This is a genomic window from Maritimimonas sp. 2304DJ26-3, assembly GCF_056591635.1.
Genome location: NZ_JBWQOK010000001.1, coordinates 502,843 through 524,393, shown reverse-complemented (window position 1 = coordinate 524,393; position 21,551 = coordinate 502,843). Strand labels below are relative to the sequence as shown.

Annotated in this window: 16 protein-coding genes; 5 read left to right on the top strand and 11 right to left on the bottom strand. The window is 33.1% G+C overall.

From position 1 onward, the window contains the following. Positions 1 to 94: 94 nt before the first annotated feature. The 3 genes from obgE to secDF all read right to left on the bottom strand — a co-directional run bounded on the left by obgE (position 95) and on the right by secDF (position 5,272). The gene (obgE, locus tag AC1EUV_RS02450) at positions 95 to 1,087 is read right to left on the bottom strand and encodes a GTPase ObgE (RefSeq protein ID WP_480197072.1); all 993 of its coding nucleotides are present in this window, start codon (positions 1,085 to 1,087) and stop codon (positions 95 to 97) included. A gap of 33 nt (positions 1,088 to 1,120) precedes the next feature. Next, the gene (locus tag AC1EUV_RS02445; RefSeq protein ID WP_480197071.1) at positions 1,121 to 2,233 is read right to left on the bottom strand and encodes an adenylate kinase; all 1,113 of its coding nucleotides are present in this window, start codon (positions 2,231 to 2,233) and stop codon (positions 1,121 to 1,123) included. Between the two features lie 81 nt (positions 2,234 to 2,314). Continuing rightward, on the bottom strand, positions 2,315 to 5,272 hold the full coding sequence (gene secDF, locus AC1EUV_RS02440) for a protein translocase subunit SecDF (RefSeq protein ID WP_480197070.1): 2,958 nt from the start codon (positions 5,270 to 5,272) through the stop codon (positions 2,315 to 2,317). 202 nt (positions 5,273 to 5,474) lie between these two features. Between secDF and AC1EUV_RS02435 the strand changes: the two genes are divergently transcribed. Both AC1EUV_RS02435 and AC1EUV_RS02430 read left to right on the top strand, forming a co-directional pair. After that, positions 5,475 to 7,151, top strand: a complete 1,677-nt coding sequence (locus AC1EUV_RS02435) for a formate--tetrahydrofolate ligase (protein WP_480197069.1) — start codon at positions 5,475 to 5,477, stop codon at positions 7,149 to 7,151. Between the two features lie 70 nt (positions 7,152 to 7,221). Next, positions 7,222 to 9,105: a M61 family metallopeptidase gene (locus AC1EUV_RS02430; protein WP_480197068.1), complete on the top strand. Its 1,884-nt coding sequence runs from the start codon at positions 7,222 to 7,224 to the stop codon at positions 9,103 to 9,105. A 70-nt stretch (positions 9,106 to 9,175) separates the two neighbouring features. On the opposite strand, the gene mdh is transcribed toward AC1EUV_RS02430, so the two are convergent. The 7 genes from mdh to asnB all read right to left on the bottom strand — a co-directional run bounded on the left by mdh (position 9,176) and on the right by asnB (position 17,410). Beyond that, on the bottom strand, positions 9,176 to 10,102 hold the full coding sequence (mdh, locus tag AC1EUV_RS02425) for a malate dehydrogenase (protein ID WP_480197067.1): 927 nt from the start codon (positions 10,100 to 10,102) through the stop codon (positions 9,176 to 9,178). Positions 10,103 to 10,151: 49 nt separating this feature from the next. Further along, complete coding sequence (gyrB, locus tag AC1EUV_RS02420; protein ID WP_480197066.1) at positions 10,152 to 12,089, bottom strand: DNA topoisomerase (ATP-hydrolyzing) subunit B; 1,938 nt, start codon at positions 12,087 to 12,089, stop codon at positions 10,152 to 10,154. A 231-nt stretch (positions 12,090 to 12,320) separates the two neighbouring features. After that, positions 12,321 to 12,677 (bottom strand): hypothetical protein, encoded by a 357-nt coding sequence (locus AC1EUV_RS02415; protein WP_480197065.1) that lies wholly within the window; start codon positions 12,675 to 12,677, stop codon positions 12,321 to 12,323. 185 nt (positions 12,678 to 12,862) lie between these two features. Further along, positions 12,863 to 13,201 carry a hypothetical protein gene (locus AC1EUV_RS02410; protein ID WP_480197064.1) on the bottom strand — a complete coding sequence of 113 codons (339 nt, stop codon included), beginning with the start codon at positions 13,199 to 13,201 and terminating at the stop codon, positions 12,863 to 12,865. 426 nt (positions 13,202 to 13,627) lie between these two features. Then, entirely contained in the window at positions 13,628 to 14,896 is a 1,269-nt protein-coding gene (locus AC1EUV_RS02405) for a sensor histidine kinase (RefSeq protein WP_480197063.1), read from the bottom strand. Between the two features lie 31 nt (positions 14,897 to 14,927). After that, entirely contained in the window at positions 14,928 to 15,602 is a 675-nt protein-coding gene (locus tag AC1EUV_RS02400) for a response regulator transcription factor (protein WP_480197062.1), read from the bottom strand. A gap of 143 nt (positions 15,603 to 15,745) precedes the next feature. Continuing rightward, positions 15,746 to 17,410: an asparagine synthase B gene (gene asnB / locus AC1EUV_RS02395; protein ID WP_480197061.1), complete on the bottom strand. Its 1,665-nt coding sequence runs from the start codon at positions 17,408 to 17,410 to the stop codon at positions 15,746 to 15,748. A gap of 226 nt (positions 17,411 to 17,636) precedes the next feature. On the opposite strand from asnB, the gene AC1EUV_RS02390 reads away from it, so the two are divergent. Continuing rightward, positions 17,637 to 18,218: a DUF2911 domain-containing protein gene (locus AC1EUV_RS02390; protein WP_480197060.1), complete on the top strand. Its 582-nt coding sequence runs from the start codon at positions 17,637 to 17,639 to the stop codon at positions 18,216 to 18,218. A 2-nt stretch (positions 18,219 to 18,220) separates the two neighbouring features. On the opposite strand, the gene AC1EUV_RS02385 is transcribed toward AC1EUV_RS02390, so the two are convergent. Continuing rightward, the gene (locus AC1EUV_RS02385) at positions 18,221 to 19,837 is read right to left on the bottom strand and encodes an amidohydrolase (protein ID WP_480197059.1); all 1,617 of its coding nucleotides are present in this window, start codon (positions 19,835 to 19,837) and stop codon (positions 18,221 to 18,223) included. Between the two features lie 63 nt (positions 19,838 to 19,900). Between AC1EUV_RS02385 and AC1EUV_RS02380 the strand changes: the two genes are divergently transcribed. Further along, positions 19,901 to 20,821 (top strand): ketopantoate reductase family protein, encoded by a 921-nt coding sequence (locus tag AC1EUV_RS02380; RefSeq protein WP_480197058.1) that lies wholly within the window; start codon positions 19,901 to 19,903, stop codon positions 20,819 to 20,821. 75 nt (positions 20,822 to 20,896) lie between these two features. After that, complete coding sequence (locus AC1EUV_RS02375) at positions 20,897 to 21,451, top strand: DUF2911 domain-containing protein (protein ID WP_480197057.1); 555 nt, start codon at positions 20,897 to 20,899, stop codon at positions 21,449 to 21,451. Positions 21,452 to 21,551: the final 100 nt, after the last annotated feature.

Genomic DNA, 21,551 nt, shown 5'->3' with positions numbered 1-21,551 from the left:
TAAAGTGCAAAGGTAGTATATTGAAATTCAATAAAATGTATTTTTTTTAATAAATTTTATTGTTAACAATTTGATAATCTATAAGTCTAATGATTTAGTCATTAAGCATTTGCCACAATCTGTCTTTTAATTCGGTCAAGCCGGATTGTGCTATAGATGAAATGAATAAATGTGAAATATCTTTAGGTAATTCTTTTTCGATTTCTTCTTTCAACTCATCATCAAGCATGTCAGATTTAGAAATTGCCAGTAATCGATCTTTATCTAATAATTCAGGATTATGCTTTTTTAATTCATTTAAGAGAATATCATATTCCTTAGAAATATCTGCCGAGTCCGCAGGAATTAGAAACAATAAAGTAGAGTTACGTTCTATATGACGTAAAAAACGATGACCTAAACCTTTTCCTTCTGCAGCGCCTTCTATAATTCCAGGAATATCGGCTATTACAAAACTTTGAAAATTACGGTATTCAACAATACCTAAGTTTGGTTTTAAAGTGGTAAATGCGTAGTCAGCAATCTTTGGTTTTGCAGCTGTAATTACCGAAAGTAATGTTGATTTACCGGCATTTGGAAAACCTACTAAACCAACATCTGCTAGTATTTTCAATTCCATTTGAAACCAACCTTCCTGACCAGGAATACCAGGTTGGGCATAACGAGGAGTTTGATTAGTAGATGATTTAAAATGCCAATTACCACGACCACCCATACCACCTTCTACCAAGATTTTTTCTTGGGCATCTTCAGTTATTTCAAAAAGTTGTTCTTGAGTTTCGCCATCTCTAATGATAGTACCTAACGGCACATCAATATAAATGTCTTCACCATCTTTACCAGTACTTCTACTTTTACTACCATCTCCTCCATGTTCGGCCTTAAAGTGTTTTTTAAATTTCATGTGAATCAATGTCCACATGTTTTTATTACCACGAATAATAACATGGCCACCACGACCACCATCTCCACCATCTGGACCTCCTTTTTGAATATATTTTTCACGATGTAAATGCACAGAGCCTTTGCCTCCTTTTCCGGAAGTTGCAAAAATCTTAATATAATCTACAAAGTTGCCTTCAGTCATGTCTTACTTCCCACGAAAGTGGGAATCTCTTAATTAAAGTTTATCAATTACTTCACTTAAACGCTTAGTAATATCTTCGATGCTACCAACACCATCAACACCATAGTACTTATTTTGAGCTTGGTAATAATGTTGCAGAACAGCAGTTTTTGTGTTGTACTCATTAAAGCGATTTCTAATCTTACTTTCATCTTGATCATCTGATCTACCACTTGTTTTACCACGCTCTAATAAACGTTCTACTAATAGATCTTCGGGCACTTCTAGTGCTACCATACCATTAATTGCTTCGCCTTTTTTGGTTAAAAAAGCATCTAGAGCTTTTGCCTGATCTTCTGTTCTTGGAAATCCATCGAAGATAAACCCATTGGCATCAGCATTTTTATCTACTTCGGCTTCGAGCATATCAATAGTTACTTTATCAGGAACTAAATCACCTTTATCCATAAATGATTTTGCTAGCATACCGAGATCAGTTTCGTTTTTAATATTGTAACGAAAAACGTCACCAGTTGAAATATGGATTAAGTTATATTTCTCTTTTAAGATTTCTGCCTGCGTTCCTTTTCCGGCGCCTGGAGGGCCAAATAATACTATGTTTGTCATTTGTTGCGTTGTGTGCTGATATATACTTTTTAAATTTCTTCCTAAACCATCATAATCTAATCCGTATCCTACAATAAATTTATCAGGTATTGAAATACCTATATAATCTATGGGTAATCCTTTACGGAAAACATCAGGTTTAAAAAATAGTGTGGCTATTTTTAATTGTCTTACTTTCTTATTTCTGAAAATTTCATAGATTTCTTCAAGAGTAGTACCTGTATCTATAATATCTTCTAGAATGATAACAGTTCTATCTTCAAGATCTTCGTCAATTCCAATTAATTGCTTTACTACTCCTGTAGAACTCTCACCTTTATAAGATGTTAATTTTACAAAAGACACTTCGCAATCACCTTCAAAAGCTCTAATAAAATCTGCAGCAAATACAAACGATCCATTCATAATGCCAACAAAAAGAGGTATCTCTCCGTCAAGATCATTTTTGACCCATTTTACCATTCTATTAACCGTTTCTGCAATTTGCTCTTCGGTTATAAATGGCTTAAAATGCTTGTCATGTAATTTTATTATGCTCATATTTCTAAAATGATCAAACCGTTTTGAATTACTGAATTAACAGCATATGCAAAACGGTTTGGCCATAAATTTTATTTTAGATTACTTCTTTTTTGTCAACTTAGTAGTTGTATCATACATAATAGGAGAAGCAATAAATAATGATGAATACGTACCCACTATAACACCAATAATCATTGCAAACATAAATCCTTTAATAGAATCACCACCAAAGATAAAGATCGATAATAATACAATTAATGTAGTTAACGAAGTATTAATAGTTCTACCTAATGTAGTACTTAATGCACTATTTACGGTTTTTGCAAATGGCCATGAAGGATGTTTATCTGCGAACTCTCTAATTCTATCAAAGATTACCACGGTATCATTTAGTGAATAACCAACTACTGTTAAGATGGCAGCAATAAACGATTGACCGATTTCCATATCAAATGGTAATACTTTCCAGAACAATGAGAATACAGCCAATACAATTAATACATCATGAAAAACCGCCGCAACAGCACCTAAACTATATTGCCATTTTCTAAAGCGTAATAAGATATATAAGAACACTACAATTAAAGATCCTAAGATTGCCCAAACAGCTTTCTGCTTAATATCATCAGCAATAGTTGGACCTACCTCGAAATATTTCATAATACCAATCTTATCATCTGCTTGATCTGGACCAATTTTAAAGTTATTTAACGAAGAGCCATCTGGTAAATACGATTGTAACCCTTGAAATAACAAACCTTGAATCTCATCACTTACTGTGATTGCATTATCGTCAACTTTATAATCAGTTGTAATCTTTAACTGATTAGCACCTCCATACGTTTTTACTTCTGGAGCATCGCCAAACACTTCTTTTAACGAAGTTCTTACTTCTTCTGGACTTACAGCTTGATCAAAACGTACGGTATACGTTCTACCACCTTTAAAGTCTACACCTTGGTTAAAACCTTGTGTAAAAATAGATGCTAAACCAATTATAATTAGTGTAGCAGAAATGATATATGCAAGCTTACGTTTCTTTAAGAATTCTACACTAATATTTTGGAACCATCCTTTAGTGATATTAGTATTGAAGGTCATTCCATAATCTTTATTAGCAGCCCAATCAACAAGTAATCTTGTAATAAATACTGCAGAAACTAACGAAGTTGCAATACCAATCATTAATGTAGTAGCAAAACCTTTAATTGGTCCTGAACCGAAAACATATAAAATAACACCAGTTAAAAATGTAGTAACATTGGCATCTATAATTGCAGATAAAGCTCCTCTTAAACTAAATCCTTCAACAATTGCCTCTTTTAATACTTTACCACGAGCTAGAGCTTCTTTAATACGTTCGTAAATAATTACGTTTGCATCAACCGCCATACCAATTGTAATAATAATACCTGCTACACCAGGAAGTGTTAATACTGCACCAAAAGCAGTTAATACACCAAAGATGAATAAGATATTTAAAACTAAAGCTATGTCAGCGAAAATACCTGCTTTACCATAGTAGAATAACATCCATACCAGTACTAATCCTAAAGCAATTAAGAAGGCTACAATACTGTTATCAATTGATTCTTGACCCAGAGATGCTCCAACTACAGAAGATTCTATAATACGGGCAGCAGCTGGTAATTTACCAGATTTTAGAGCATTTGCTAAATCTTGCGCTTCTTCTATTGTAAAGTTACCTGAAATTGAAGTTCTTCCATTAGGAATTGGCTCATTTACATTAGGTGCAGAGTATACATAATCATCAAGTACAACAGCAACGAATTTACCTACATTATCTTCGGTCATTTTCCCCCATTGCTTAGTACCTTTACTATTCATGTTCATACTAACCTGAGGATTCACACCTAACTGATCAAATACTTGACTAGCATCAGAAATTACATCGCCATTAATAGGGGCTACATCTTCACGATTAGATTTAATAGCATAAAGATTGATTAATTCTGAATCATTAATTGGCTTGGCATCCCATAAGAACTTAGCATAAGTCATGTTTTGTGGCAATAACGCTCTAACTTGAGGCATTGCTAAATACTTATTTACTGTAGCCGTATCTTTTACATTTGCATAAGCAATTGCAGAACTACGTTGATTTTGATTCTGTGGAATGTTAGGAATCATTATTGAGAACAACGGATTTGCAGCTTTGGTATCTACGGAATCTTGAACTTCGCCTAATAATTCATCAATTTCAGCATCTTTAGAAATGGTTGTGTCTTGTATTACTTCTGGAGTTTCATCTTTTAATAATTCAGCCAATGTTGTGTTTGCTTGAATTAAGAAATTAGAAGTTTCTGTATTTTCAAATACTTCCCAGAATTGTAATTCAGCAGTACTTTGTAATAATTTTTTTACACGATCTATATCTTTAGCACCAGGTAATTGAATTGAGATTCTACCAGATTCGCCAACTTGTTGAATGCTAGGTTGTGTTACGCCAAAACGGTCAATTCTACTACGTAATACTTCGAAAGCAGTGTTGATTGAGCCTTTAACTTCTTCTTTAAGAACAGCTTTAACTTCATTGTCCGGCATTTTAAAGTTGATCTTATCTTTTAAAGACTTATTACCAAAAATGCTAGGGTCACCTAGTTTTACATTACCATCACTAGCTTTATCAAAGGCTTCAAAGAATAATGTTAAATAGTCACTATCGCTATTGGTTTGAGCGGAAGTTGCATCAGCTAAAGCTTTATTAAAAACAGGGTTTTTAGAATTATTAGATAAACCGACTAAGATGTCTCTAACTGCAATTTCTAATGTAGCATCTATACCACCTTTAAGGTCTAAACCAAGATTTATTGCTTTATCTTGAACTTCCTTTGGTGTGTATTTGGTATATAAGTAGTTGACTATTGGTAGATTGCCAATCGAATCTAAATATGCCTGTTCTTTTTTAGCATCTCCATTACTATATACTTTAGCTTCATCTTCTATAGAGTTATTTACCCATGTAAACGATAAATAATACACACAAATCAATCCAAAAATGATGGCTAATGTTCTAATAAGTCCTTTATTCTGCATTCTCTTTTCTATTTAAAAAATCTTCAATTTGTAATTAACGCGCAAATATAGTATTTCGATAAAGAATAGCCAATTGTTTTGCACTTTTTTCTTTTTCAGCTTTTTAGCTAAAAACTCATTGAAAACAAAGTCGTTAAATACGCTTTCGCGGAAGGCAACGCATAGTAATTTTAGTATATTAGCGTACTCAAAATTTTTCTACATGGCTCACCTTACAGATATTGAAATAGCCCAACAAAACAACATGCAGCATATTAGTAAAGTAGCTGCAAAAATAAATATAGATGAAGACGATTTAATTCTTTATGGTAAGTATAAAGCAAAGCTTCCTTTAAAGTTAATAGATGATGAGAAAATAAAGAATAATAATTTAGTTTTAGTTACTGCTTTAACACCAACACCTGCTGGTGAAGGGAAAACAACAGTTTCTATAGGATTAAATGAAGGTCTCAATAAAATAGGTAAGCAGGCTACAGTTGTATTACGTGAACCATCTTTAGGTCCGGTTTTCGGAATTAAAGGAGGAGCTGCAGGAGGAGGCTACTCTCAAGTAGTTCCAATGGAAGATATCAATCTGCATTTTACAGGCGATTTTAATGCAGTAGAAAAAGCAAACAACTTATTATCAGCACTAATTGATAATAACTTGCAAAGTAAAGTAAATAACCTAGGATTAGACCCAAGAACAATTGCTTGGAAGCGAGTAATTGACATGAACGATAGAGCACTTCGCCAAATTACAATTGGTTTGGGCGGTATTTCAAATGGTATTCCACGTGAAGACGGATTTAATATCACACCAGCTTCAGAGGTAATGGCAATACTTTGTATGGCAACAGATTTTGATGACCTTAAACAACGATTAGGTGATATTTTTGTAGGTTTTACCTTTGATAAAAAAGCTATTTTCGCACGAGATCTCAAAGCTGAAGACGCTATGGCTATCTTATTAAAAGATGCCATTAAACCTAATTTGGTTCAGACCTTAGAGCATAATCCGGCAATTATTCATGGAGGGCCTTTTGCAAATATTGCTCAAGGAACTAATACAATTATTGCTACAAAAATGGGATTATCATTATCAAATTATGTTGTGACTGAAGCAGGTTTTGGCGCCGATTTAGGCGCAGAAAAATTCTTAAATATCAAATCAGCCTACGCAGGGTTGAATCCTAAATGTGTGGTATTGGTAGCTACGATTCGGGCGCTACGTCATCACGGAGGATCACCAAAAGAAGAGTACAATACACCTAGTGTAGAACGTGTATCAAATGGTTTTACAAATCTTGAAAAGCATATTGAAAATATTAGAAAATTTAATATTGAACCCGTTGTTGCAATCAATAATTTTATAAGTGATTCTCAAGAAGAGGTTGATTTTATAATTGATAAATGTAAATCTTTAGGAGTGCACGCTGTAGTTTCTAAAGGATGGGCTGAAGGAGGTGATGGAACACAAGATTTAGCTAGAGCGGTGGTAGATGTTGTTGAAAATAAAGCAACTAAATTTAAACCATTATATGATTGGAATACGCCTGTTGTAGAAAAAATTGAAAAGATTGCTAAAGAAATTTATGGAGCCGATGGTGTAGATTTTGATAATAAAGCTAGATTGAACTTAAAACGTATTGATCGTTTAGGGTTTAACGATTTTGCAATATGCATGGCAAAGACACAAAAATCATTTTCAGATAATGATAAATTGATAGGACGACCATCAGGATTTAGAATAACAGTACGTGAGATAGAAATTGCTGCAGGGGCAAGATTCTTAATACCAATTCTTGGTAAAATGATGCGAATGCCTGGTCTGCCAGGTCATCCAGCTTCAGAGAATATGACTATTGACAACAATGGTGTAATATCAGGATTATCTTAAAGAAATTCTTAAAAAACTGTAACACTAATTGGTTTTTAACTACTAATTATAAAATTAAAAATTTTATATAATGAGAAATGTAATGATGTTTTTGCTCGCGGCTATTATGGTTAGTTGTGGAAGTGTAAAAACAGCAACTCCAAACGACTTAGCAACACAAACCCCAATTGAAACGTCTATCGATCTTACAAAGGTAGTTGACGACAAAGCACCTGTAACAATTAATCCTGGAAGATTTTTAGTAGATAGCGTAACATATAGATTACCAAAAGTAGTTCAGGGAACTTATGAAGTGAGTGATTTCGGATATTTTATAGATGACTTCAAAGCTTTTGATTATAATGGTAATGAAATCCCTACAGAAAAAATTTCAACCAATACATGGACGATTAGTAATGCTACAAATTTAGATAAGATTACTTATTTAGTTAATGATACATTCGATGTCGAAAAAAATAAAGAGATTACTACACCATATTCGATGGCTGGTACTAATATTGAACCTGATAATTATGTACTAAACCTTCATGGTTTTATAGGTTATTTTGATTCTTTAAAAAACAATCAATATAAGTTAGATGTTGTTGCTCCTAAAGATTTTGTGCGTACTTCTGCATTACAAGTCACTAATAGCAAGGAAAGTGAAGATGGAACTACTATAACATCTAGTTATTTTGCACCGAGGTATTTTGATATCACCGACAATCCGATGATGTATGGTGATTTAACAGTTGAAGAATTTAAAGTAGGTGATATAAAAATTGTTTTAAGTGTGTATTCAGCAAGTGATCTTCATTCTGCGAGTTCACTTAAACAAACAATGGAGAAAATGATGAAAGCTCAAAAGACATATTTGGGAGACATCAATAGTACACCTAGATATGATATTTATGTTTATCTAGCTAGTAATGAAGAAAATGCACCAACAAAATTTGGAGCATTAGAACATCATACTTCCACCGTGGTAGTAATGCCTGCATCTATGTCTGAACAAGCGTTGGCTAAAAGTTTAATAGATATAGTCTCTCATGAATTTTTTCATATTGTCACACCTTTAAGTGTACATTCTGAAGACGTACATTATTTTGATTATAACGAACCAACTTTTTCTAAGCATTTATGGATGTATGAAGGGCTTACAGAATACTTTGCGACATTGTTTCAAATCAATCAAGATTTAGTTTCTAATGATGAGTTTTACGCAAAAATTTTAGGAAAAATCAATTCTTCTTTAAGGTTTAATGATGCGATGAGTTTTACAGCGATGAGTGAGAATATATTAGAGAAAGAATATGCTCCTAATTATGCTAATGTATATCAAAAAGGTGCTTTAATAGGAATGTGTATAGACATTTTAATGCGAGAAGAAAGTAATGGAGCTAGAGGTGTTTTAAGTTTAATGAAAGAATTGTCTTTAAAGTATGGAAAGAATAAACCATTTGAAGATGATAAGATTGTAGATGAAATTGTCTCGATGACATATCCGTCTATTCGAAATTTCTTTGACACTCATGTGATAGGTTCTACTCCAATAGATTACAGCGTTTATTTTGACAAAGTAGGATTAGAAATTGCAGAAGGTAAAGTAAAAACAAATTATGTACAGAATGCAGGGGCTTTAATTTTTGCTGTTAATCAAGCCAAAGGAGATGTTTATTTTAATGATTTAGTTGTAAATAATAGCTTTTGGAACGAGCAAGGTGTAAAACCTAATGACGTTATCAAAACTGTTAATGGAGGCGAAGTTACATTGCAAAATGCCAATCAAGTTTTAGGACAAGTTTTTGCATGGCAGCCAGGTCAAGAGATAGAAGTTAAACTTGATAGAGCGGGAGAAGAGGTAATTATAAAAACCAAACTAACCCAATCTTATACAAATGGTAAAAAACTTGCACCAAAAGAAAATGCTACAGAAAAACAGATTAAGTTGAGAGATGCTTGGCTTAAAGGTTAATTATAAATAATATACAAAAATAAAAACCCTGCTAATAGCAGGGTTTTTATTTTATAAACTTTAAACTAGATTATAGTTCTAAAAGACCATTAGTTTTTGAAACGCCAGCTGCTGATTCTTGCATATGTGCATTTTCAGCTTCACTCAAATCTATTTCAACAATTTTTTCAATTCCGTTTCTACCTAAAACTACTGGTACACCAATACAAAGATCAGATAAACCGAATTCGCCTTCTAAATAAGTAGAACATGGGAATATCTTTTTCTGATCACAAGCAATTGCTTGAACCAAACCAGACACAGCTGCTCCAGGAGCATACCAAGCAGAAGTACCTAGTAATTTAGTAAGTGTTGCACCACCAACTTTAGTATCCTCTTTTACTTGGTTTAATCGTTCATCAGAAATAAATTCAGAAACAGGTACTGAGTTGCGTGTTGCTAAACGTGTTAAAGGCACCATTCCTTTATCAGAATGACCTCCAATAACCATTCCGTCAATGTCTGAAGTTGGTGCTCCTAAAGCTTCTGCCAAACGGTACTTAAAACGAGCTGAATCTAGAGCGCCACCCATGCCAATAATTCTATTCTTAGGTAAATCAGTTGTTTTGTGAACCAAATAAGTCATGGTATCCATTGGATTTGAAACAACTATTAATATAGTATTTGGCGAATGTTCGATTAAACTTGCAGAAACAGATTTAACAATACCAGCATTAATACCAATCAATTCTTCACGAGTCATACCTGGTTTACGCGGAATGCCAGAAGTAATCACACAAATATCAGAATTTGCCGTTTTAGAATAATCACTAGTAGTACCAGTAATTTTTGTATCAAATCCGTTTAAAGAAGCTGTCTGCATTAGATCCATAGCTTTGCCTTCGGCATACCCTTCTTTAATATCTAATAGTACTACTTCAGATGCAAAATCTTTAATAGCTATGTATTCAGCACAACTGGCACCAACTGCACCAGCGCCTACAACCGTTACTTTCATTTTTTAGTTTTTGTATTGTTTAGATTCCCATTGCCATGGAAAAAGTTAATTAAATATCTATGTTTGCGTAAATCGCGTTGTTTTCAATAAATTCTCTTCTTGGCGGAACATCATCACCCATAAGCATTGAGAAGACTCTATCAGCTTCAACTCCGCTATCTATGGTTACCAAACGCATTGTTCTAAATTCTGGATTCATAGTAGTATCCCATAATTGTTCAGCATTCATTTCACCAAGACCTTTATAGCGTTGTATAGTTGCTCCTCCGAACTTCTCTACAATTGCATCACGCTCTTCATCGTTCCAAGCGTACTCTTTTTTAGCACCTTTCTTTACTAAATATAATGGAGGTGCAGCAATATAGACATAACCTTCTTCTATTAATTCCTTCATATATCTAAAGAAGAACGTTAAAATTAATGTAGCAATGTGACTACCATCAACATCGGCATCACACATAATTACTATTTTATGGTAACGTAGTTTTTCAAGGTTTAAAGCCTTACTGTCTTCTTCAGTTCCAATAGTTACCCCAAGAGCAGTAAACATGTTTTTGATCTCTTCATTCTCAAAAACTTTATGTTGCATTGCCTTTTCTACATTCAATATCTTACCACGCAGTGGTAAAATTGCTTGAAAATTACGATCACGACCTTGTTTTGCAGTACCACCTGCAGAGTCACCCTCAACTAAGAAAATCTCACATTTCTCTGGTTCGCTCCAAGCACAATCAGATAATTTTCCTGGTAAACCACCTCCGCTCATTACAGTTTTACGCTGTACCATTTCACGCGCTTTACGAGCAGCATGACGAGCTTGAGCAGCTAAAATGACCTTTTGAACAATAGTCTTAGCATCGTTAGGATTTTCCTCTAAGTAATTAGTTAACATCTCAGAAACTGCCTGACTTACAGCAGAAGTTACTTCTCTGTTTCCTAATTTGGTCTTTGTTTGCCCTTCAAATTGAGGTTCAGCAACTTTTACAGAAATAATAGCTGTTAATCCTTCACGGAAATCATCTCCAGCAATATCAAACTTTAATTTGTCTAACATACCAGAAGATTCGGCATACTTTTTTAAAGTACCGGTTAATCCTCTTCTAAAACCAGATAAATGCGTACCTCCTTCATGTGTATTGATATTATTTACATAAGAATGCAAGTTCTCAGTATACGAAGTATTATAAACCATAGCGACTTCAACAGGAACGCCATTTTTCTCACCCTCCATAGAAATCACTTCAGATGTTAATTGTTCGCGAGTAGCATCAAGATATCGAACAAATTCTTTAAGTCCTTCAGTGCTATGAAAATCTTCTCTAATAAAGTTACCTTCATCATCTTTTTCACGTTTATCAGTAATAGAAATTTTTATTCCTTTATTTAAAAAGGAAAGTTCGCGCATACGAGTCGATAGTGTTTCGTAACTAAAATCTATTTCTGCTTGAAATATAGTATCATCTGGTGAAAAAGTAACCATAGTTCCATTTTCGCTAGAATCACCTACAGTTTTAACAGGATAAAGTGTTTTACCTTTTTCATATTCTTGCTCCCAGATTTTACCATCACGGTAAACGGTAGCTTTTAAGCTATTTGACAATGCATTTACAACAGATACACCAACACCATGTAAACCACCAGAAACTTTATAAGAATCTTTATCGAATTTACCCCCAGCACCAATCTTGGTCATTACTACTTCTAAAGCAGAAACACCTTCTTTTTTGTGCATGCCAACTGGTATACCACGACCATTATCTTTTACGGTAATTGAATTGTCTTCGTTGATCCAAACATCTATAGCATCACAGTGACCAGCCATGGCTTCATCTATAGAGTTATCTACTACTTCATAAACCAAATGATGGAGTCCTCTAACTCCCACATCACCTATGTACATTGACGGACGCATTCTAACATGCTCCATACCTTCTAACGCCTGAATACTATCAGCTGAATAATTCGGTTTTTTAGCCTCTTCGCTCATATTTTTTACTCTCTTTTTTACGTATTTTCAAAAACATACAAATATAAGAAAACACGCTCGTTTGAGCGTGTTTTTTAAAGTCTATAATAAGGTAAGTTATTAACAAAAATTAGAAAAAAGTTATTGTAATTATCTTCTAAGTTTCACAAACAGAAATAGCCTAAAAGTTTATTGATTCTTTTAAGCTATTTCTAACCCTACTATGAGCCATTTTGTTTTAAATGATCTCTGTTATTTTGAATGTTTCTCTTTTTTGTGTTTTTTATGGATTTCCTTCTTTTTAAAGATTTTTCCACTTTCATCTAGACCTACTTTAAGCCACTTGCCATCTTTTTCTACTTTAGCATAGTATACCAATTTACCTTCATCGTTTTTAGACTTGTATGCTTTTTTTACATTATAATCTGCAAAAGATTCTTTTAGTGTTGCTTGAACGGCATCAGGAAGATCTGCAGTAGCTACTTCAGCATAATTTTTCTTCTTGGCTTTCATTTCTTTTTTTGCTACTTCTTTGGTGTCTTGAGCAAAGGTAGTGGTGGTTGTAAGGCAAAAAACTGCTAATACAAATAGAATGCTTAATTTTTTCATGACATGTGATTTAGATTAAAAAAATAGTTTTTGTTTGTCCTTCAAAGTTAGCTTTTGAATCTAAAGAAAATCTAAAAAAACATACAATTTTATGTTAAAGAAAGCATAAAAAAAGCATGCTCGGTACATTAGGAGCATGCTTTTAAAATGTGTTAAGCACAAATAATCAATAAATTTTTAAGAGCTTAGTTTAAGTTGGCTAGAGAAGTTTTGGCTTCACCTTTAATTTCTCTAATTACATGACCATCTTTATCTATAGCTATTGTAAATAGCTCTCTGCTCTTTTGAAGTTCTATAAAGTAGATCACATCTTTAGTTCTAGTTTTAAAGGCATTAGTTACAAAATGTTTTGCGTAAGAACCTTTAAGTGTTTCTAATATGCTAACTGGGATTCTACCTACATCCACCTTTGCTTTTTTGACAACAATTGCTTCTTGTTTTTCTTCCTCGATTTTCTCTTCTTTTGTTTCTTGAGCAAAGCTTACCGTACTTAGTAACAATAAAAATATGCTTAATTTCTTCATAATTATAAATGTTTAAACTAAAATTAGTATTAGTTTGTTGATGACAAAAGTATAGCGAGAATCTAAAGAAAATCTAAAACTAAAGCATTCTAAATGTTAAAGTTTATCAAATAAAAAACACGCCGATTAGCGTGTTTTTTAAATATTAATAACGCGGAAGTTATTAATTTAATTTAGAGTATATGTTTGATCTGTTATCTTCTTTTTAAAAGAAATAGTCTAAAATTTTGAAGAGATTTTAGACTATTTCACCCTACAAGCCATTAACCGAATTAGCTTTCTATTCTGATTGATTGTTTTTTTAATTTTTCCCCTTATGCCATTAATTGAAAAATAAAAAAAGTTATTTATTTGGATATCAAACAGCGAAAGCAATCAATTATATGTTCCAAATGTATGGTAAGAATCTAAAGAAAATCTAAAGATTTAAAAACGCACCATAATTTGGTGTTGCTTATCAGCATAAGTGTAGTCTATTTTCCATTCGTTTATATCACAAATTTTCTTCACAATGGCTAAACCTAATCCAGATGAATCAGGCGAAGAACTTTCTTTTTTAAAACGATTGAATAGATTTTTAGGGTCAATCTTTAGTTCACTACCAGTATTAGAAATAAATAGATATTGTGGTTGAAGTTCAATGTTTATATCACCCTTATTTATATTATGCCTAATTGCATTTGATATTAAATTAGTAATTAGCATGTCAATAAGCGTGCTGTTAGTAGATAATATAGTGTCTGGATTCATTTTTTTTGTAACCGTAAGTTCTTTTTGTTGGATAAAATCCTCGTAATTCTCGAGCTTATTATTGACAGCTTCTGTCAAATTGAGGTTTTCTATCTCACTAAACTGACGATTTTCAACCTTAGCTAAGGTCAATAATGTTTTGTTTAGTTTAGAAAGTCGTTTACCAGCTTGATATATAGATTGTAGTTGTTTAATTTCTTCTTTGTTTAAATTTTCAGATTGTAGCAATAGTTCTATTTTAGACTGCATAATAGCCAATGGAGTCTGCATTTCGTGAGAAGCATTTTCGGTAAACTCTTTGAGGTTGTTAAAATCTGAACTTACCTTTTCGGTAAGACTTTTAATAGATTTGTTTAGTTCTTTAAATTCATCTATTTCAGACCTTTCTAGATCAATAGATTTTTGATCCTGAATGGAGAAATTTTTTAGACTACTTAAATTGTGGTGAAATGGATTCCAAATTCTTCTGGTAATTCGGGTATTTAAGAACCATAACCCAGTTAAAAGTAACAGAATCGTTAAGATTGTAGCACCTGTAATTATCGTAATAAAGTCCTGGTTTCTTACTAGAGAATTTCTGGTTACTATTTTAAAACGTTTTCCCTGTAAGGTTTCATAAGCTGTTAATTGTCGGTATTTTTCATAAGTTTCGGCTCCCTCAACATCATCTATCGCATGAAAGATCAAAGTATCCTTAAATATGATAGTGTCGTTAGGATACATTTTATTTTCAGCATCAGTTAATTCTCTAGGTGCATCGAATATTGTAAGGGGATATTCATATTTATAGACCTTGGAGAGTACTTCTTTGTTGTACAATAATTTTTCATCTAAACGACGATTCATTACTGTGGTTAGTACAATAGCTAGAATGATACCACCCAATATAAAAATAGCAATTGATAAAAATAAGTACGCTCTACCTGTTCTTTCAATAAGTTTCATCCTTCCTTTCCACGAAAGTGGAGGTGTTTAGTTATTCAGCAAATTTATACCCCAATCCATACATTGTTTTTACATAATCTTGAGAGCCGTATTTTTTCATTTTTTTTCTAAGATTACCTAAATGTGTGTAAATAAAATCAAAACTATCAGCCATTTCAATTTCATCACCCCATAAGTGCTCTGCAATAGATTCTTTAGTAACCACTTTATTTTTATTAGCTATAAAGTATAACAGAAGATTGTATTCTTTTTTGGTTAGCTCTATAGGTTTTTTATCTATAGTAACTGTTTTTGAACCTGGATCGATTTCAATTTCATTGAAAACAATAGACTCACTACCACCAAAACTTCTGCGACGAATTAGAGAATTTATTCTAGAATTTAATTCGGCAAGGTGAAATGGTTTTGTGATATAATCATCGGCACCCAAATCTAATCCTTCTAATTTATCATCTAGCGAATCTCTGGCGGAAACAATCAAAACACCAATATTAGAATCTCGCTCTTTAATTAGCTTTAATAAATCGATACCGCTACCATCAGGTAAATTAATATCTAATACAACCACATCGTATTTAAAGCTGATTAATTTATCTTCAGCATCAAAAAAGGTTGTGGCTTGTTCACAGATAAAATCTTCATTTTTTAGAAAGCTTACCATGCTATCTAATAGTTCGATTTCGTCTTCTACAATTAAAATTTTCATCTATTTAATTTTTTAAATGAAAATGGCTTGTTTTTTTAAGGAATGTAAAGTTACGTATAACAATTGAAGAAAAATAAATACGGCTACAAAATTAACTTTTGAAACCGTATTTAGAACAAAAACAAAACTCTTTCTTTTATATTTTAATAGGCGTCTTCGTGTACCATCGCAATGGCACGACCGCTAGGCTCATTAGCATTTTTAAAACTTTCATCCCATTCTAAAGCAGTAGGTGTGCTACAAGCAATAGATGGAACTGATGGAACTGTTAATGCAGCTGCTTCACTAGGGAAATGACCTTCGAAAATACTTCTATAATAATATTCTTCTTTAGTAGCAGGTGTTTGTTTTGGGAAGCGAAATGCAGCGTTTTTCATCATTTCATCTGTCACTTCACTTTCTACCAATTCTTTAAGTGTATCAATCCAATTGTAACCTACACCATCACTAAATTGTTCTTTTTGTCTCCAAGTCACAGATTCTGGTAAATAGCTTTCAAAGGCTTTACGTAATACCCATTTTTCCATGCGCTCACCATTAATCATTTTATCTTGTGGGTTAATTCTCATTGCTACGTCCATAAATTCTTTGTCAAGAAAAGGAACTCTACCTTCAATTCCCCAGGCCATTAAACTTTTGTTGGCTCGTAAACAATCATATTGATATAATTTATCTAGCTTTCTCACAGTTTCTTTGTGGAATTCTTCTGCACTTGGTGCCTTATGAAAATATAAATAACCACCGAAAATCTCATCGGCACCTTCACCAGATAGTACCATTTTGATTCCCATAGATTTAATAACACGAGCCATTAAATACATAGGTGTAGAAGCTCTTACTGTTGTAATGTCATACGTTTCTAATTGATAAATAACATCTTTAATGGCATCTAAACCTTCTTGAACGGTAAAAGTAATTTCATGATGAACAGTTCCTATTTGATCTGCAACTTTTTGGGCAGCAATAAGGTCGGGTGAATCTTTTAATCCTATAGAAAAAGAATGTAATTGAGGATACCAAGCTTCTTTTTGATCATCTGACTCAATACGTTTAGAAGCATACTTTTTGGCAATTGCAGATGTAATACTAGAGTCTAATCCTCCAGAAAGTAAAACACCATAAGGTACATCAGACATTAATTGACGATGCACAGCAGCTTCTAGTGCTTCTCGTAATTCATCAATGCTCGTTTGGTTTTCTTTAACTGCATCATAATCCATCCAATCACGTTGATACCATTCTTTAATTTCAGCATCTTTACTATATAAATAATGACCAGGAGGGAAAATTTCAATTTTACTACAAATACCTTCTAACGCTTTTAATTCCGAGGCAACATAAAAAGTTCCGAATTTATCCCAACCAATATATAAAGGAATAATACCCATATGATCTCGAGCAATTAAATAAGCATCTTCTTCAGCGTCATAAAGTGCAAAACCGAATATGCCGTTAAGGTCATCTAAAAAACGTTCTCCTTTTTGTCTATACAGAGCTAATATGACCTCGCAATCTGATTGTGTTTGAAATTTGTAAGTCTTTTCAAAATCTTTGCGAATATCTCTATGATTGTAGATTTCGCCATTAGCAGCTAAAATGAGTTTTTTATCTTCACTAAACAAAGGCTGTTTACCCGAAGCTGGGTCAACGATTGCCAGGCGTTCATGAGCTAAAATAGCTTTGTTATCACTAAAAATACCACTCCAGTCTGGACCACGATGACGTATTTTCTTAGCCATTTCTAATATTTGAGGGCGTAATATCTCTGAATCTTGCTTTAAATCAAATGCACATACAATTCCACACATAATTTTTTGTTGTTTTTGTTCTATAATTTATAGTGCAAATGTTGCTTATAAGTTTATTAATCAAAACCAATAAGTATTTTTTAGTTACAAATTATCAATTTGTTTATATGATTTATGCTAAAGTGTAATTTTATGGTTATGAAAGTAAAATTATTCTAATATATGTTAATATAAATACTAAAGCAATCCGTTATGTCGTTAGTAGTATGCTAAACAGTACTAATTCATGAAGAAAAGAAATTGCATTTTATTTGGTATTTCTATGTTTTTTCTGGTAATCACTGGCGAGATATCTGCCCAAGGATTTAAAGATTTAGACAAAGTTCCTCACGATATATCTTATTATAGAGAGACAAGAGTTACGCCTCCGTTGGTAAAAGTATTATATGGTCGTCCGTCTAAAAATGGAGAACAAGTTTTTGGAGATAAGATTCCTTTCGGGGAAATATGGCGAACAGGTTATAATGAGGCTACAGAGATTAGATTTTATAAAGATGTTGAATTTGGCGGAGAAAAAGTTGTTGCAGGTAGTTACACTTTACTAACGATTCCTGGAGAAAAAGAATGGAAGGTAATTTTAAACTCTCAACTTGATACTTGGGGGGCATTTCAATATGACGAAATGTTTAATGTCGCAGAAGTCATTATCCCTATAAGTAAAGCAGAAGAATTAGAGACATTTTCAATAGCTTTTAAAAAAGCCACAAAACATATAGATATGGTATTAGGTTGGGACGCTACTCGAATTAAAATTCCATTAGATTTTAAACAAAAGAATGATGCATTAGCGCATAGAACAGATTATTAAATCTAGTTTACTTTTTCACCATTAACATAGGTTTCTAATACTTTTGTACTAGGTACTTTATTAACATCAACGGTCATGATATCTTGATCGAGAATTATAAAATCAGCAAACTTGCCAACTTCAATACTACCTTTTTCATTTTCTTCGAAGTTAGAATAAGCAGCCCAAATGGTCATTCCTTTTAGAGTTTCTTCACGAGATAATGCATTTTCCATTTGATATCCATCCTTTGGATAATTATTCAAATCCTTTCTTGCAACGGCAGCGTAAAATGTTAAGAACGGACTTGCTTTTTCAACAGGGAAATCTGTTCCTAAAGCTACTTTTCCGTACCTTTTAAGTAGATTTTTATAAGCATAACCTCCTTTTATACGTTCTGAACCAATACGATCTTCAGCCCAATACATATCGCTAGTTGCATGAGTTGGTTGTATGGAAGGAATAATATTTTTAAAAGCATCAAAATCCTCTGGCGATACTATTTGTGCATGTTCAATCCTCCAACGTCTATCTTTTTTATCTTTTAATACTCGCTTATAAGTTCCTAATAAAAAGTGATTAGCTGAATCGCCAATTGCATGCGTGTTCATTTGAAATTCAGAATTGGCAATTCGTTCAACTGCACTAGCTAAGAATTCAGGAGTATTTACCAAGGCTCCATAGTGATCTGGCTTATCACTATAAGCTTTACGCATAGCAGCACCTCGTGATCCTAAAGCACCATCACCGTAAATTTTAAAAGAACGAATATTTAATCGATCAGTTTTATGAATACCTTTATTTAAATAATAATCTAAATTCTCCTTATTTCCGCTCACCATGGCATAGACACGCATTTTTAATTCTCCAGCTTGTTGTAAGCTGTCAATAAGTTCGATTGTCTCTCTAGACAAACCTGCGTCATCTACAGTAGTTAGACCCAAATCAAAGCATATTTTCTCAGCATTTTTTAACGCTTGTACGGATTCTCTTAGGCTTGGTAGCGGAATTTTAGCACCAATTAAAAACATAGGTTTATCAATAAATATACCGGTGAGTTTACCATCTTTTTGTAAAATATCTCCACCAGAAAATTGTGTATTAACAGTAACACCTGCAAGATCTATAGCCGCTTGATTTGCTAATAAAGCATGTCCATCAATTCTTGTTATGACTACTGGTGTATTAGGAAATATGGAATCTAATTTTTCCTTGGTAGGAAATTCCTTGACTTCCCAGTCGTTTTGATCCCAGCCATTCCCGAGAATGTAACTAACATTTTTTTCCTTCTGAAAATCAACAAGTCGCTCTAAAACCTCATCAAAGCTTTTCGTGTCTACTAATTTTACTTGCTGTTCTTCTATGCCTAGCGCTAAAAAATGACAATGTGCATCGATAAATCCTGGGTACACTGCTTTTCCTTTAGCATCAATAATTTTAAGAGTTGCATACTTCTCTTTTATTTCACCGGTACTTCCTACGGCGATAATTTTTCCGTCTTTTACAGCAAATGCTTCCGCTTTAGCAAAACTGTCACTAACAGTATAGATATTACCATTAATTACCACTAAATCAGCTTTTTCCTGCCGCTGGCAGGCAAGAGTTAATAGCATTAGTAGAACGAAGAGTAAATTTTTCATGGTTTAGTTTTAAGAAGTCTAAATGTACAAAAAACTGTACTTTTAAATTTTAAAGTTATTTAGATGAATATAGTTGTTGTAGGAGCAGGAGGAGTTGGCGGTTATTTTGGTGGAAAATTGACTCAAGCTGGGTTTAATGTAACCTTTGTTGCAAGAGGGAAACATCTTGAGGCAATTCAAGAAAATGGATTGCAAGTAAAAAGCGTAAAAGGAGACTTCGTTGTACATCCAAGAGCTATTGATAAGGTTGGAGAAATTCAAAACCCTGACCTGATTATTCTAGCTACAAAGTCTTGGCAAGTTACTGATATTGCTAAACAGATAAAGCCCATTCTTAACGAAGAGACAATGGTGTTACCATTACAAAATGGAGCAGATAATGTTGATAAATTACGAGCGGAACTTCCTCATAAAAATGTACTCGCGAGTTTATGCAAGATCGTAAGTAAGATTGAAGCTCCGGGTGTTATCGATCATTTTGTCTATGAACCCGAAATTATCTTTGGTGAATATGATAATAATCAAACTGAAAGAGTACAAGAAATCCATTCCATTTTTAATAAATCAGATATAAAGAATAAAATCTCTAAAGATATTCATTTAGATATTTGGCGCAAGTTTCTTTTCATTGCTACAGTTAGTGGCATTGGTGCTTTAACTCGTGTTCCTTTTGGCGAATTCCAAAAAGACGAAAAGATTATGGATATCATTAACAAAACTGCTAATGAGATTAAAGCTGTTGCCAATGCTAAAAAAATCGGTTTAACTTCAGAAGATGTTGATAGAGCTATTAATATGTTTTTAAGTATGGGTCCAAACACTACAGCATCTATGCAGCGTGATATTATGGAAGGCAAACCTAGTGAACTCGAAAATTTTAATGGTTACATAGTAAAAGAGAGTAAAAGGCTCGGTGTTGAAACTCCGGTTAACTCTTTTACTTACAATTGTTTGCGACCTCAAGAAAAATTAGCAAGAAAATAAATGAAATAAAGAGTTTATAATTTTTTTGTTATTTTTATCTTGCTAACATAAATGACAAACTCCTAAAAAATAATCATGAAAAAATTAGCTATAATATTGGTGATGGCATTTGCGATGTTATGTTGTGCCGAAAAGCCAAAGGACAAGAGCTCAGATCATATATTTAGTGGCTTAAATAAAAGCCCAATGGATATAGCATGGTTTCCTAAAAATTATAAAGTGTTAGATAAATCAATAAAAGTAGTTTATAGTAGACCTCAATTAAGGAAAAGAGAACTTGAATCGTTGGCTCCATCAGGAAAAATTTGGAGAACCGGTGCTAATGAAGCAGCAGAAATCACATTTTTCCAAGATGTTACTTTTGGAGGTGAAAATGTAAAAGCAGGAACTTATGCTTTTTTTACAATTCCAGGCGAGACAGAGTGGACACTAATTTTAAATACTGCTAGAAATGCTTGGGGTGATTATACTTACAAAGAATCTGAAGATGTTGTTCGTGTTAAAGGAATGGTATCTAAAGGTGATGCTCATATCGAGCCCTTTTCTATTGCTTTCGATGGTGAGGAGGGAAATGTAAATATGTATTTAGGTTGGGGAAATACAATTGTTACTGTTCCAATCAAATATTAATCGTATAAAATATTCTTAAAAAGCGGGGCTCTGCCTCGCTTTTTTTATGTAAAATAACTACTTGAGGTTAACCATATTAATTATAACTTTGCCACTTCAA